At 72.0% G+C, this 12,601-nt stretch carries 14 protein-coding genes; 7 read left to right on the top strand and 7 right to left on the bottom strand.

Annotation, left to right across the window (positions count from 1 at the left end; translation table 11 throughout):
- The first annotated feature begins 113 nt into the window (after nt 1–113).
- Genes ACR68M_RS26315 through ACR68M_RS26305 form a run of 3 tightly spaced genes read left to right on the top strand, consistent with a single transcriptional unit; the run spans nt 114 to nt 1,562 of the window.
- Entirely contained in the window at nt 114–665 is a 552-nt protein-coding gene (locus ACR68M_RS26315) for a dihydrofolate reductase family protein (RefSeq protein WP_441246596.1), read from the top strand.
- Nucleotides 662–1,357: a DUF998 domain-containing protein gene (locus ACR68M_RS26310; protein WP_441246595.1), complete on the top strand. Its 696-nt coding sequence runs from the start codon at nt 662–664 to the stop codon at nt 1,355–1,357. The genes ACR68M_RS26315 and ACR68M_RS26310 overlap by 4 nt, the downstream gene beginning before the upstream one ends.
- A 1-nt stretch (nt 1,358) precedes the next feature.
- Entirely contained in the window at nt 1,359–1,562 is a 204-nt protein-coding gene (locus ACR68M_RS26305; protein ID WP_441246594.1) for a DUF4287 domain-containing protein, read from the top strand.
- Between the two features lie 6 nt (nt 1,563–1,568).
- Here ACR68M_RS26305 and ACR68M_RS26300 read toward each other — a convergent pair whose 3' ends face one another.
- From ACR68M_RS26300 to ACR68M_RS26290, 3 genes are all read right to left on the bottom strand, one after another.
- The gene (locus ACR68M_RS26300; RefSeq protein WP_441246593.1) at nt 1,569–2,432 is read right to left on the bottom strand and encodes an ABC transporter permease; all 864 of its coding nucleotides are present in this window, start codon (nt 2,430–2,432) and stop codon (nt 1,569–1,571) included.
- Nucleotides 2,429–5,131 (bottom strand): alpha/beta fold hydrolase, encoded by a 2,703-nt coding sequence (locus ACR68M_RS26295; protein WP_441246592.1) that lies wholly within the window; start codon nt 5,129–5,131, stop codon nt 2,429–2,431. Before ACR68M_RS26295 ends, ACR68M_RS26300 begins: the two co-directional genes overlap by 4 nt.
- A gap of 77 nt (nt 5,132–5,208) precedes the next feature.
- A complete protein-coding gene (locus ACR68M_RS26290) occupies nt 5,209–6,558 on the bottom strand; it encodes a hypothetical protein (RefSeq protein WP_441246591.1) in 1,350 nt (449 codons plus the stop codon).
- Between the two features lie 261 nt (nt 6,559–6,819).
- Here ACR68M_RS26290 and ACR68M_RS26285 point away from each other — a divergent pair, with 261 nt between their 5' ends.
- Entirely contained in the window at nt 6,820–7,194 is a 375-nt protein-coding gene (locus ACR68M_RS26285; RefSeq protein ID WP_441246590.1) for a VOC family protein, read from the top strand.
- A 44-nt stretch (nt 7,195–7,238) separates the two neighbouring features.
- Here the strand turns inward: ACR68M_RS26285 and ACR68M_RS26280 are convergent, their stop codons facing one another.
- Nucleotides 7,239–7,667: an ester cyclase gene (locus tag ACR68M_RS26280; RefSeq protein WP_441246589.1), complete on the bottom strand. Its 429-nt coding sequence runs from the start codon at nt 7,665–7,667 to the stop codon at nt 7,239–7,241.
- A 111-nt stretch (nt 7,668–7,778) separates the two neighbouring features.
- Between ACR68M_RS26280 and ACR68M_RS26275 the strand changes: the two genes are divergently transcribed.
- From ACR68M_RS26275 to ACR68M_RS26265, 3 genes are read left to right on the top strand one after another with little or no spacing between them, the layout of a single operon-like run.
- Nucleotides 7,779–8,414, top strand: a complete 636-nt coding sequence (locus ACR68M_RS26275; protein ID WP_441246588.1) for a TetR/AcrR family transcriptional regulator C-terminal domain-containing protein — start codon at nt 7,779–7,781, stop codon at nt 8,412–8,414.
- Between the two features lie 32 nt (nt 8,415–8,446).
- The gene (locus tag ACR68M_RS26270) at nt 8,447–9,169 is read left to right on the top strand and encodes an MBL fold metallo-hydrolase (protein ID WP_441246587.1); all 723 of its coding nucleotides are present in this window, start codon (nt 8,447–8,449) and stop codon (nt 9,167–9,169) included.
- A gap of 51 nt (nt 9,170–9,220) precedes the next feature.
- Nucleotides 9,221–10,282 (top strand): mechanosensitive ion channel family protein, encoded by a 1,062-nt coding sequence (locus ACR68M_RS26265; RefSeq protein ID WP_441246586.1) that lies wholly within the window; start codon nt 9,221–9,223, stop codon nt 10,280–10,282.
- Nucleotides 10,283–10,378: 96 nt separating this feature from the next.
- Here the strand turns inward: ACR68M_RS26265 and ACR68M_RS26260 are convergent, their stop codons facing one another.
- Genes ACR68M_RS26260 through ACR68M_RS26250 form a run of 3 tightly spaced genes read right to left on the bottom strand, consistent with a single transcriptional unit; the run spans nt 10,379 to nt 12,569 of the window.
- On the bottom strand, nt 10,379–10,693 hold the full coding sequence (locus ACR68M_RS26260; RefSeq protein ID WP_441246585.1) for a hypothetical protein: 315 nt from the start codon (nt 10,691–10,693) through the stop codon (nt 10,379–10,381).
- Nucleotides 10,690–11,667: an SUKH-3 domain-containing protein gene (locus tag ACR68M_RS26255; protein WP_441246584.1), complete on the bottom strand. Its 978-nt coding sequence runs from the start codon at nt 11,665–11,667 to the stop codon at nt 10,690–10,692. Before ACR68M_RS26255 ends, ACR68M_RS26260 begins: the two co-directional genes overlap by 4 nt.
- Nucleotides 11,664–12,569 carry a YwqJ-related putative deaminase gene (locus ACR68M_RS26250; RefSeq protein WP_441246583.1) on the bottom strand — a complete coding sequence of 302 codons (906 nt, stop codon included), beginning with the start codon at nt 12,567–12,569 and terminating at the stop codon, nt 11,664–11,666. Before ACR68M_RS26250 ends, ACR68M_RS26255 begins: the two co-directional genes overlap by 4 nt.
- Between the last annotated feature and the right edge of the window lie 32 nt (nt 12,570–12,601).

Here is a 12,601-nt window from a genome sequence, read left to right as displayed (position 1 = left end):
CTCGTCTAGGCTTCTGGAAGATCGACCGGGGGGCGCGGATCACCGCACCTTCCGAATGTGGACATCGTACACAAGGGCACTTCTGCGCCCGCCACCCGAAGGACGCCTCTCCCATGCGCAAGGTCATCGCCTCCCTCTACATCACGCTCGACGGCATCGTGGAGCACCCGGCCTGGACTGCCCCCTACTTCAACGAGGAGGGCGCCGCGTACGCCCGCACCCAGCTGTTCGCCGCCGACGCCCTCCTGCTCGGCCGCGCCACCTACCAGGGCTTCACCCAGGCCTGGCCGTCGATGACGGACGAGGACGGCTTCGCCGACCGGATGAACGCCATGCCCAAGTACGTCGCCACCACCACCCTGGACACCCCCGAGTGGAACGCGACCTTCCTCACCGACGACGTGCCGACGGCCGTGGCCGAGCTCAAGCAGCAGGACGGCGGCGACCTGCTCGTCTACGGCAGCGGCGACTTCGTCAACACCCTGCTGGAGCACGACCTGATCGACGAGCTGCGGCTGTGGACCTGCCCCGTCGTCGAAGGAACCGGCAAGCGCCTCTTCACCGAGACCTCCCCGAAGAAGACCCTCCGCCCGATCGGCGTCACCACCTTCAGCTCCGGCCTCCAGGTCCTCGCCTACGCCCCGGCCAAGGAGGGCTCCGCATGACCCAGACGCTCGACGCACCCCTGATCGCCACCACCGCCCCGGCCCGACCGGGGGCGCGGACCCTGCTGCTCGGCGGCATCGCGGCAGGCCCGCTGTTCCTGGGCGCGGGCCTGATCCAGGGCCTGACCCGGGACGGCTTCGACTTCACCCGTAACGCGCTCAGCCAGCTCAGCCTCGGCGACCTCGGCTGGGTCCAGATCGCCTCGTTCCTGCTCACCGGCCCGCTGGTGATCCTCGGCGCGGTCGGGGCGCACCGGGCGCTGCGCGGCACGCCCGGCGGCACCTGGGCACCCCGGCTGCTCGGCGTGTTCGGTGCCTCCTTCCTGCTTGCCGGAGTCTTCCGCGCCGACCCGGGCGCCGGATTCCCGGTCGGCGCCCCCGAAGGCCGGGTCGCCTCACTGAGCGCGCACGGCACTGTCCACATGATCAGCGGCACGGTCGGATATCTCGCGCTGTGCGCCGCGTTCCTGGTGCTGGCCCGGCACTTCGCGGCCCAGCGGCGGCGCGGCTGGGCCCTCGCCAACCGTCTCGTACCGGTGGCGGTCCTCGCCGGCTTCGCCGGTTCCGCCGCCACCGTGCTGGCCTTCACCGCCGGTGCCGCGCTCGGCCTCCTCTGGCTGACCGCAGTCAGCACCAAGCTGACCACCTCAACTGACACAGACACAGACACAGACACCGAGACAGGACACTGACATGACCGAACCCGTGAAGGGCCCCGCCAGCTACTTCCCCTCGATCGAGCAGAAGTACGGCCGACCGGTCGCCGAGTGGCAGGAGCTCATCCGGTCCTCGCCGCTCACCAAGCACATGGAACTCGTCGCCTGGCTCAAGACCGAACACGGCCTCGGCCACGGCCACGCCAACGCACTCGTGAAGCACACCCTCACCGAGGGCTGAGCTGCTCTAGGACACGATGTCCTTGCGGGCGAAGCCCCGGAAGGCCAGCGCCAGCAGCACCACCGCGTACGAGAACGACAGCGACGCGCCCTGCACCATGCCGCCCCACTCCAGCTGGGGTTGCAGGGCATCGGCCCAGGCGTACTGCCAGTGGGCGGGCAGCCACTCGCGCAGGCTGCCGAGCGCCGTGATTGCGTCCAGGACGCCGGTGATGATGGAGAGGAAGACCGCCCCGCCGACCGCGCCGAGCGGGGCGTCCGTCGCCGTGGAGAGCCAGAACGCCAGGGCCGCGATGACCAGCTCGCTGAGGAAGACGAAGAGCACGGCGAGCGCGAGCCGCGGCAGCGCGACGGAGGCGGGCAGGCTGGCGCCGGTGGGCAGCTTCAGGTCGCCCCAGCCGTACGCGGCCGTGCCGACGGCGAGCCCGATGAGCGGGAGCAGCAGGACCGCCCCGGCGGAGAAGGCCAGGCCGACGGTGAACTTGCGGGCCAGCAGCCGGGCCCGGGGTACGGGTGCGGCGAGCAGGTAGCGCAGCGAGGACCAGCTGGCCTCGGAGGCGACGGTGTCGCCGCAGAAGAGCGCGACGGGGATGACGAGCAGGAAGCCGGTGCCCATGAAGAGCAGGGTGGCGGCGAAGTTGGGGCCGGAGGCGGTGGCCAGCTCGATGAAGGTGGTGCGGTCGGCACGGCCGGGCGGCCCGCCGATCTGGAAGGCCACCAGCACGATGAACGGCAGTGCCGCGAGCACCCCGCCGATCACCATGGTGCGGCGGCGCCGCAGCTGGCGGAGGGCCTCGACCCGCAGCGGCAGCGTCCGCGCGGCGCGATAGCCGGGTGCATGGTCGACAGGGGTGTGGTCGACAGCGCTCACGCGGAGCCTCCGATCAGGGAGAGGAAGGCGTCCTCCAGGCGGCGGTGCGGCCCGGCGGATTCGACGGGGATGCCGAGCCGGACGAGTTCGGCGATCAGCTCTCCGGCCGTCAGGCCGTCCAGCTGGACGAGCAGGCCCTGCTCGGCCGGCACCACCGCGCCGACGCCGGACAGCTGCGCGACCTGCTCGGCGGCCTTGGCGAGTTGCTCGGGGCCGTAGCCGGGCCCGGTGCCGATCAGCAGTTGCTCGCCGTGGCCGATGATCTCGGCGACGGCCCCGGCACTGACCAGGCGGCCCCGGTCCATCACCACCAGGTGGGTGCAGCTCTGTTCGACCTCGGAGAGCAGGTGGCTGGAGACGATGACGGTGCGTCCGGCGGCGGCGTAACGGATCATCACCTCGCGCATCTCGCGGATCTGCGGCGGGTCGAGCCCGTTGGTGGGCTCGTCCAGGATAAGCAGGTCCGGCAGGCCGAGCATGGCCTGCGCGATGGCCAGGCGCTGGCGCATGCCCTGGGAGTAGGTGCGGACGGCGCGGTCGAGGGCCTCGCCGAGGTCGGCGATGGCGAGTGCCTCGTCGAAGTGGGCGTCCTCGGTGGGGCGGCCGGTCGCCTTCCAGTACAGGTGCAGGTTGGCCCGGCCGGTGAGGTGCGGCAGGAACCCGGCGCCCTCGACGAAGGCCCCGACCCGGGAGAGCACCGGCGCACCCGGGCGGACGGCGTGGCCGAACAGCCGCACCTCCCCCGCGTCCGGCCGGATCAGGCCCATCAGCATCCGCAGTGTCGTGGTCTTGCCGGCGCCGTTGGGCCCGAGCAGGCCGAGCACCTGGCCCTGCTCGACCTGGAAGGACAGCTCGCGGACGGCATACCGGTCGGCGGCGCCCTTGTAACGCTTGCTCAGGCCGGTGATCCGCAGCGGCACGTCGAGCAACGACGGGTCCGGCGCCGGGGTCCGGCGGCGACGACCCACCAGCAGCAACGCCGCCACCGCCAGGGCGATCAGCGGCAGCACCCAGGTGCGGGCGGGCAGCGGTGCGGCCTCGGTCTTCAGCTGCTCCACCGTCGGCGCGGCGAGCGGCCCGGCCACGGCGATCCGGTACGTGGCGGGCTGCGCGGGCGAGGCGTACGCGAGGTCGGTGGCCGCGAGGACGAGCCGCAGGCGGTGCCCGGCGGGGAAGGTGTGGTCGACGGCGGGCAGGGTGACGGTCGCGGTCTGGCCGTCCGTCATCCGCAGCGGGGCGACGAGCTGCTGCGGCAGCGTCTGCTTGCCGTCCGGGCCGAGGTCGTAGAGCTTGGCGAAGAGCACCGCGTCCGGGCGGTCGGTCTTGACGCTCACCCGGACGGTGGGCGCGCCGGTCAGGTGCAGCGCGGAGTCGAGCGGCGTGGAGTCGAAGCTCGCGTACTGGCCGGGGAAGTCGAGCGAGAGGCCGACGCCGAGGGTGGCGGCCTGCGAGAGCGCGCCGATGCCGGGCAGGCCGGAGATGTTCGGCGGTGCGCCGCCGGGCGGGTTGGCGACGGTCTGCTCGGCCCCGACCAGGGGGAAGCTGCGGGTGGCGGTGCCGCCGAGGCCCGGGTACGCGTCGGCGTCGGCGCCGCGCAGCACGGCCTGGAAGCCGGTCGAGTCGACGCCGCCGGTGCGGGTGACGCGGAAGGCCGGGCCGGTGTCGACATCCTCCCGCTTGAGGTAGTGGTCGAACCAGGCGGTGACGCGGGCGTCGGTGCGGGTGCTGCCCTCGGTGCCGCCGTCGTGCCCGCCCGCGAACCAGTCGACCGCGACGGGCGCGCCGTTCGCGGCGACGGCCTTCGCGATGGCGTCGCCCTGGTCGAGCGGGAAGAGCGAGTCCTGCTGGCCCTGCACCACCAGCGTCGGCACCTTGAGCCTGTCCGCGACGGAGGAGGGGCTGGAGCGCTTCAGCAGCTCGACGGCGGCCTGGTCCGGCCGCCCGGCGGTCGCGACGCGGTCGTACATCGCGCACAGCTCGTCCAGGAACCGCCCGCAGCCGGGCGGGCCGGCGGCCTTCTGCGGCTTGCCCGGCTGCGCGGTCAGATCGCCCGCCGAGCCGGTGGTGAAGAAGATCCCGGCCCAGAGCTTCTTGAACACCCCGTCGCCGTCCTTGGCGATGCTCTGCGGGAAGAGCGAGTCCGCCAGGTCCCACCAGGTGATCTCGCTGGCGACGGCGTCGATCCGGGGGTCGTAGGCGGCGCCGAGCAGCGCGGCGCCGCCACCGTACGAGGCGCCCGTGATGCCGACGCGCGGGTCGCCCGGGGCGTCGAGCTGCACCTCGGGGCGCTGGGCCAGCCAGTCGACCAGGTGCTTGACGTCGGCGATCTCGCGGTCCGGCGCGTCCAGCCCGATCTTGCCGGTGGAGTGCCCGAAGCCGCGCGCCGACCAGGTCAGCACCGCGTACCCGGCCCGCGCCAGCTCGCGGGCGCGGTCGCGCTCGCCGTCCTTGCTGCCGCCGAAGCCGTGGGCCAGCAGGACTGCCGGGCGCGGGGTGCTGCCGGTGGTGAAGAAGGAGGTGTCCAGGCTGATCGTCGCGGCGCTGCCGGGGGTCTCCGGCAGGTCGAGGAAACGATCCTCCTCGCGGACCGCAGCCGGCTGCCCCTTGGCGGCCACCGCGATCGTCGTACCCACCACGGCCACCAGCAGCACCAGCAGGCCGACCAGTACCCGCTTGCGCCACACCCCGCCCAGTCTCATGGTCACCGACCCTATCGGGCCGCCGGGTAGGAGACCGGTAAGCAGCTCGTTGGTACTGCGGCTGCTTGCCTCGGTGACTACTTGGCTCGGTGACTCTTCACCAGCAGCGCGCGGGAGAAGCGGTCCACGGCCGTCGTCGTCCCGCCCGGGATGTCCACGGCCACCCACGGGTGGTAGACGTCGGGGCGGAACTCGGAGGTCAGCAGCCAGCCGCTGCGCACGTACGTGGTGGGCGCGCTGTTGCCCGAGCCGTCGGTGCCGTCGACGCGTCCCGCGTAGTGGCCGGAGCCCTTGGTCATCACGTCGGCGAGGGTGTTCGCGAGCGGGGCGAGCATGGCCGGGGTGATGCCGTACCGGCCGCTCAGGTACGCGCGGTAGAGGCCCGCGCTGTCCAGGCTGCCGTGGTCGTTGTCCTCCTTGCCGCCCTCCAGCGGCGCGTACGCCCAGTCGTAGGCGGGCTTGCCCTTCGGGTCGGTGTACTTGCGCACCGTCCCGAAGAACCAGTCCACGCTGGCCTGCACCAGCTGGTCGTAGCGCTTGACCTTCGCCGGGTTGTCGCCGAGCAGCTCGTGCGCGACCGCCAGGTTCTGGAAGGCGTAGTCGAACATCATCTGCTGGTTCCACGGCACCGGCTGGCCGCCCTTGTACGGCGAACCGGCCGCGAAGTACTGACGGTTGCTCCGGGAGACGTCGAGCAGCCGGGCCAGGATGTGCTTGTCGACGGCGGTGTCGGCCTCGGCGACGTACCGCTTGGCCCGGTCGAGGTAGGTCGCGCCGTACCGGTGCGGGTCGCCGCCGGTGACGGCTGTCTTCCACAGCGCCGGGGTCTGGAGGATCAGCCGGGCGCAGTTCGCCAGGTGGCCGACCGGGTCGCCCTGTTCGCCGCCGGTGCCGATCGGCTTGGTGGTGACGTCGTTCGGCCAGGCCGGGTCGATCTTGCCGGTCCAGAGCACGTGCTGCCCGACGGGGGCCGGTGCGAGGTCGTTGCGCTCGGAGAGCACGGTGTCGCAGTAGCCGATCATCCGGTCCAGCACCGGGCGGTCGTGGGAGATCTCGTAGACCAGGCCCATCGCCTTGGTCTCCTCGCCGCTGTGGCCCTGGGCCCAGTCGTTGCCGATGTTGTCGGCGGCCGGGGTGAGGGTCTGGACGTAACTGCGGAAGGAGGCGATCTCGTCGGCCGTGACCGGGCCGTCGGGGCTGCTGAGCCGCATCGGGCCGGCGGCGGCCGGCTTGGTGGGGCTGGCGGTGGGAGTAGGCGCCGTGACGGGCGGGACGACCGCAGTGCCTCCGGGGTCGATGCCCCGGGCCAGGGTGCCGGAGGTCACCGTGCCGGACGCCTCGGTGCCGATCGCGACCGCGCAGACACTCAGGCAGACGAGCGCCGCGCCTCCGATCCACAGCTTTCCGAGCTTCTTCTTCCTGTGCATCTGTCAGGTCCCCTCACCTGGTGGGCCCACCGCGACCTGACGGCCCGGCACGGAACCACCACGAGTACCACGGGCGCACCACCCACGGCAGACAGCGCAGCGGAGCCGCCCCGGCCACTCCCCGTACCGCACCTGGTCACCGGCCCGGCCCGCTCGCCGGCGGCCCCGCCGACTGTGCCCACCCGGGCACGGCATCCGGCCCACCCGGGCAGCCTCGCAAACCCCTGGCCGACGACCCGGCCCACCAGCGATAGTGGCGCCATGGCATCTCTCGTACGACACGTCACCATCGACTGCACCGACGCTTACACGCTCGGCACCTTCTGGGCCCAGGTGCTCGAAGGCTCCCTTGCCGACGACGACTTCCCCGGCGATCCGATGGCACTGCTGAGCACCGCCAACGGCGTCCAGCTGCTCTTCATCACCGGCCCCGACGCGAAGACCGTCAAGAACCGCGTCCACTTCGACCTCCAGCCCCAGGACCGCACCCGCGACGAGGAGGTCGACCGCCTGCTCGCCCTCGGCGCGACCCAGGTCGACGACCAGCGGCGGCCCGACGGCAGCGGTTGGGTCGTGATGGCCGACATCGACGGCAACGAGTTCTGCGTGGAGCGCAGCGCCGCCGAGCGCGGCTGACCCTCCCCCACCGACCGCCTCGGCCACTCCCGCCGGGTCAGGTGTCAGTCCTCGGTCGGCCAGTCCCAGCCGAGCTGGAGGAACATGCCGAGGCGGTCGGCGACCGCGCGGATCTCGGCGACCTTGCCGTCCCGGACGGTGAAGACCCAGATCTGCTCCACGCTGAACGCCCGCCGGGTCGGCTCGGCGCTGCGGGGGTGGGGGGCGGTCTGCGACCCGCTGACGGTGAGCCTGGCGACGACCTCGTCGTCCTCGGCGACCAGCCCGTCGATGACGACCTCGAACTCGCCGAAGGCCGCCAGCTGCTGACGGAAGCCCTCGAACGCCGCGCCCGGGGCGTCCTCCTCGCCAAAGATGATCTTGTTGTGGTCGATCACGTCCAGGTGGAGGTACGCCGGGAAGTCCTCGATCCTGCGCTCGTTGATCGCCGTGACGAATCCACCGATGGCCCGCTTGTTGACCTCGATGCCCATGACCCCACCCCTTGTCCGTCTCGTCTTCTTGTCTTACGCCGTAAGAATCTCTTGGGTCCAAGGTAGACTTACGACGTAAGAAAATCAACCCGCCGCCAGAAGGGCCCTCCGATGGCCGAGAAGCGCACCCGGGGCGAACGCGCCGGACTCTCCCGCAGCCAAGTGCTCGACGCCGCCCTCGCCCTGACCGACCGCGAGGGCCTGCGCGCTCTGTCGATGCGGCGGCTCGGCGCCGAGCTGGGCGTCGAGGCCATGACGCTGTACCACTACGTGCCCAACAAGGACGCCCTCCTCGACGGGCTGGTCGAACGCGCCCTCACCCCCGCCGCCGCACCCTCCCCCGGGCCCTGGCACGACGGGCTCCGCGCGTACGCGCACTCCCTGCGGGCCGCGCTGCTGCGCCACCCCGGCATCCTCCCGCTGGTGCTAAGCCGCCCGGCCGCGACCCCGGCCACCCTGGACGCCGTCGAGCACCACCTCGGCATCCTCACCGCGGCCGGCTTCCCCCTCGGCCGCGCCCTGGACGCCCTCAACACCCTCACCCTGCTGGTCATCGGCCACACCACGGCCGAGGTCGGCATCGAGCCGGGCCACTCCCCCGCCCCCTTCGACCCCGACCGCCACCCGCTGCTCGCCGAAGCCGTCCGCACCGGCGCCGGCACCGACGACACCACCCGCTTCCACTTCGCCGTCGACGCCCTGATCGCGGGGTTCGCGGCCGATTCGCCTGCGGTGGAAAACAGCTGACTGATCATCAGGTTCCGGCTACTGTCGGCATCATGGACCTCATCCAGGTGACCGCCACCGTCTGGCAGCTGCCCCTCCCGGTCGGACACGTGCACTTCGTCCGGCTGCTGGACGGCTTCGCCGTGATCGACACCAGCGTGCCCGGGTCCGCCCCCGCCGTCCTCGCGGCGCTGGCCCAGCTCGGCGGGCGGCCGGAGGACGTACGGCAGATCGTGCTGACGCACTCCCACTTCGACCACATGGGCTCGGCGGCCGATCTCGTCGAGGCGACGGGCGCCCGCGTGCTGGCCGGGGCCGTGGATGCGGCGGTGATCCGGGGGGAGGTGCCACAGATCCCACCGACGACGTACACCCCCGCGGAGTACGCCCTCCACCAGCAGGTCCTGGCGGACCTCGGCGCGACGAGCCTGCCGCCCCTGCGGCACCTGCCGGTGGACGTCGAGCTGTACGACGGCGACACCCTGGACGGCTGGGGCGAGCCCGTCCACGTCCTCTACGTGCCCGGCCACACCTCCGGCGACATCGCCCTCCACCTGCCGGAGAGCGGCGTGCTCTTCCCCGGCGACGTCATCGCGACAGCGGGCGGGCGGGCCCTGCTCGGCCCGTTCAACATGGACCGGGTGGAGGCGCTGGCCTCCTTCCGGCGGCTGGCCGCGCTGGAGCCCGAGGTGCTGTGCGTGGCGCACGGCGAGCCGGTGCTCTCCGGCGCGGGCGCCGTGCTGCGGGCCGCCACCCCGGACGCCGACTGGCTGTAGGGCCCTGGCCGGTCGCCTCGGGGCTCCCCGGATCCGGCGTTTCGTCACGGTATGGTGCGAAACACCCCGGAGTCGATCCCGTCGAGGTGCCCCGTGCTCTGGCCGCTCGTCACCCTGCTCGCCATCGTCGCGGCGACCCTCGCCCTCGGCTGGGCCGTCGACCAGACCCTGCAACGGGTGGCGGCCCGTCAGCCCGGCGCGCTGGTCTGGCCGCTGCTGCGGCGTTGCCGCGTCCCGCTCCAACTGGTGATCGCCGCGCTGCTGCTGCTCGGCTCGCGCCCGCTGGAGAAGCTCCTCGACATCCAGGGCGACGACCTGCGGCACGTCCTGCTGCTGGTCCTGATCGCCGGCCTCGGCTGGCTGACCGTCCGGGTGGTCGCGGCCGGCCTGGAGGCCTTCCTCAGCCGGTACGAGACGCTCTCCGACGACCCCGCGCGGCTGCAGCGCGTACACACCCAGACCAGCATGCTCCGACGCGTCGTCAGCGCGGTGATCGTCGTCGTCACGGGCGCCGTCATGCTGCTGACCTTCGCGGCCATGCGGACGATCGGCGCGAGCCTGCTCGCCTCCGCCGGCATCCTCGGCATCGTCGCGGGCATCGCCGCGCAGTCAGCCCTGGGCAACTTCTTCGCCGGGCTCCAGATCGCCTTCGGCGACACCGTCCGGATCGGCGACACCGTCGTGGTCGACGGCCAGCAGGGCACCGTCGAGGAGATCACCCTCTCCTACCTCGTCGTCCGCCTCTGGGACTACCGCCGCCTGATCGTCCCCGTCTCCTACTTCGTCAACAAACCCTTCGAGAACTGGACCCGCAAGGACCCGGGCCTCCTCGCCTGGGTCCTCCTCCACCTCGACCACACCACCCCGGTCGAAGCCCTCCGGGCGGCCCTCCTCACCTACCTGCGCGAGAACCCCCACTGGGACGGCGCAGAGTGGTCCCTCCAGGTCACCGACACCACCCCCACCACCCTGCTGGTCCGGGCCGCCATGACGGCCCGGACCCCGGACGACGCAGCAGCCCTACGCTTCGACGTCCGCGAACACCTCGTCGCCTACCTCCGCGACACCCACCCGTCCGCCCTCCCCCGCATCCGCACGGGAGAGAGTGACTGACGGGTCAAACCCCCGGAACCGCGCCCCCAGGAGGCCTACCGTGCCTGCCCACAGGTCTGGTCGGGCTCGTACAGTGCCTCGATCCCGGTGTTCGCGCTACCCGGCTTGGGGCGCGTCGGGGCTGGCGGCGGCGCGACGCTGGCGGTAGCTGGCGATGACGGTATCCACCGGGACGGACGGCCATGCGCTGAGTTCGCCGGTCTCCCGGTCCACCACCCCGCATGCCTGTCCGACGGTGGCCGGGGGCCGCCGCATGCCGGTCACCGGATCACGCTCCAGCGGGGCAGGGGCTGCCCAGACCACCCAGCCGAGCTCGAACTCCCGGAACCTGACCTCGCTTTCGGCCCCGTCCGCAGCACCGGCGTTCAGCCATGTCCGAGCCTTGGCGACCGCCTCTTCCTGGGTGATCATGCAGGCTCCTTCTGCGGTGCGGTGTGAGTTGCGATGAGTGCGGTCAGTGCGGCGACGGTCGCCGTGGCGGCGGTCGGGTCGGGCGACTGTTGTCCGGCGGGGGTGCGGTGGCGCAGCGCCAGTTCCCTGCTGCGGTCCGTGCGGGCGATGACCAGGCCATCCCAGCCGTGGTTCACCTCAGGCGCGGGGCCCAGGCGGACGGTGACCCGGCTCGGCTGTGCGCCGGGCCGCAGGAAGGTCCGGTCGACGATCTCGGCAATCCGCGCTTCCGGGTCGTTGTCCAGTTCGAACTCCTGGTACAGCAAGGGAAGACCGCCGGATTCCCCTTCAACGGTGAGATACAGCCGACCGAGTGCCGGCAGCCCGTGCCGGCGCAGCGGGCGGGTCGCCTCAGCGGCCACCGCCATCGCGGCAGCCAGCAGCTCGCTGGCCGGGCCGGTGTCGATCCACGTCCCTCGGTGAATCTCGCGCGGCAGCGGAGCGGGCTCCGTCCACTGTCCGTCGGCATCTACCCGGGCCGGTGCGAAGCCCTCGACCAACCGGGCCAGACCGTCTTCGGCGGTGGCGCCCAGGTACCACCAACCACTCTGCCCCTGCCGGAACAGCTGCCCCCGGTCGTCGATCGCCAGCACGTCACTACCAACTCGGCCCACCGGGAACACCGGACTGTCCAGCAGCTCGGCGAGCGCAACCAGCGCGGTCCGGCCGGACCGGGCCACCGCGGTGTCGATCACGCACCCGTTCGACGCGACCTCCACTCCCGGTCCTACCGGCGGGATGGCCAGGCCACCGTACTGGTCCAGGATCCGGCGAGCCGCCGGGAATGGTTCCAGCAACCCGTCCTGGACGTTCGCCGCCACGACTGCCATCAGCAGCCGCAGATCGGTGTCCTGCGCGGCGGGCCGGTTCTCTGGCGACCAGCCGGCTGAGGTCAGCGCCTCACGCAGTCCCTCGGTGAGGTGGGTCTCGCTCACTCTCCGATCACCTCGACTCCGACCGCCGTCAGCAGAGCCTCGCACGAGCGGCACGGAGCCACCGGCTTGCCGTGCTCCGCCTCGTCGTCCAGCCGAATCGCGATGCTGGTGATCTGGCTGCCGGCGAAGTGCGCACGTGCGTCCTCCAGCGTCGTCACCCGCCCGTCCGCTCGGCGCTCGTCCAAGCGGTGCAGCTCGTCGGAGACCAGACTCGCCTCCGCACACCACAGTGCGAACGGCTCGCGCTGGTACGGCGGCAACGCTGCCAGGAACTCCCGCACCGCCGGATGCAGGTCCGGCTCCCCCACACCGAGCGCATTGGTCTGGGTATAGATCGTCTGGTCGACCATCAGGGAGGACGCGGTGTGCGGGACCTCTCCGCCCGGGGTGTCGAGGTCGCCCGCATCCGAATCCGTCACCGGAGCCAACAGCTCTGTCACGCTGGGAAGTTCACCTCCCTCGCGGACCCAGCCCAACGCCGCGACCGGATTCTCGCCCAGGAACCGGGCACCATCGGCGTCGAGTCGAAAGAACCAGCCCTCGGCCGTCACCAGCAGGCGTCCCGGGCCTTCGACCTCCGCTCCGACCGGGAACAGCGGCCTACCCAACTGCGTCTGGAGGTGGGCCAGCTCAGCCTCCGATTCGGCATTCGCCGGGGCGGCGGGGACCAGCCGCAGGTGGCTGCCCGACGCTGTCGGGAGAGTGAGGCCGCCGAACTGCGCAAGGAAGAGCAGCGCCGTCCCAGCGGCACTGGATCCCTCCGTCTGTTCTTCCTCAGCCGCCGAGCGGCCGACTTGCTCGGCAATCATCTGGCGGGCGCGCTCGCCGATGTCACGCGAATGCGACCATCCATGGCTTTCCAGCCACGAAACCGTCTCGACGGGGTCGGGTGCTTCAGGCATGAGCGTTTCTGGACTCTCTGTTGCAGACGGCC

Origin of the sequence: Kitasatospora sp. McL0602, assembly GCF_052076145.1 — a bacterium.
Lineage (GTDB): Bacteria > Actinomycetota > Actinomycetes > Streptomycetales > Streptomycetaceae > Kitasatospora.
This window is presented reverse-complemented; position numbering and strand designations above follow the sequence as displayed.

Bases quoted from the DNA above. Each gene is read 5' to 3' on its own strand.
- ACR68M_RS26310 (WP_441246595.1), top strand. From the start codon at position 662: ATGACCCAGACGCTCGACGCACCCCTGATCGCCACCACCGCCCCGGCC.
- ACR68M_RS26315 (WP_441246596.1), top strand. From the start codon at position 114: ATGCGCAAGGTCATCGCCTCCCTCTACATCACGCTCGACGGCATCGTG.
- ACR68M_RS26295 (WP_441246592.1), bottom strand. From the start codon at position 5,131: ATGAGACTGGGCGGGGTGTGGCGCAAGCGGGTACTGGTCGGCCTGCTG.
- ACR68M_RS26305 (WP_441246594.1), top strand. From the start codon at position 1,359: ATGACCGAACCCGTGAAGGGCCCCGCCAGCTACTTCCCCTCGATCGAG.
- ACR68M_RS26285 (WP_441246590.1), top strand. From the start codon at position 6,820: ATGGCATCTCTCGTACGACACGTCACCATCGACTGCACCGACGCTTAC.
- ACR68M_RS26290 (WP_441246591.1), bottom strand. From the start codon at position 6,558: ATGCACAGGAAGAAGAAGCTCGGAAAGCTGTGGATCGGAGGCGCGGCG.
- ACR68M_RS26250 (WP_441246583.1), bottom strand. From the start codon at position 12,569: ATGCCTGAAGCACCCGACCCCGTCGAGACGGTTTCGTGGCTGGAAAGC.
- ACR68M_RS26265 (WP_441246586.1), top strand. From the start codon at position 9,221: ATGGTGCGAAACACCCCGGAGTCGATCCCGTCGAGGTGCCCCGTGCTC.
- ACR68M_RS26270 (WP_441246587.1), top strand. From the start codon at position 8,447: ATGGACCTCATCCAGGTGACCGCCACCGTCTGGCAGCTGCCCCTCCCG.
- ACR68M_RS26280 (WP_441246589.1), bottom strand. From the start codon at position 7,667: ATGGGCATCGAGGTCAACAAGCGGGCCATCGGTGGATTCGTCACGGCG.
- ACR68M_RS26275 (WP_441246588.1), top strand. From the start codon at position 7,779: ATGGCCGAGAAGCGCACCCGGGGCGAACGCGCCGGACTCTCCCGCAGC.
- ACR68M_RS26260 (WP_441246585.1), bottom strand. From the start codon at position 10,693: ATGATCACCCAGGAAGAGGCGGTCGCCAAGGCTCGGACATGGCTGAAC.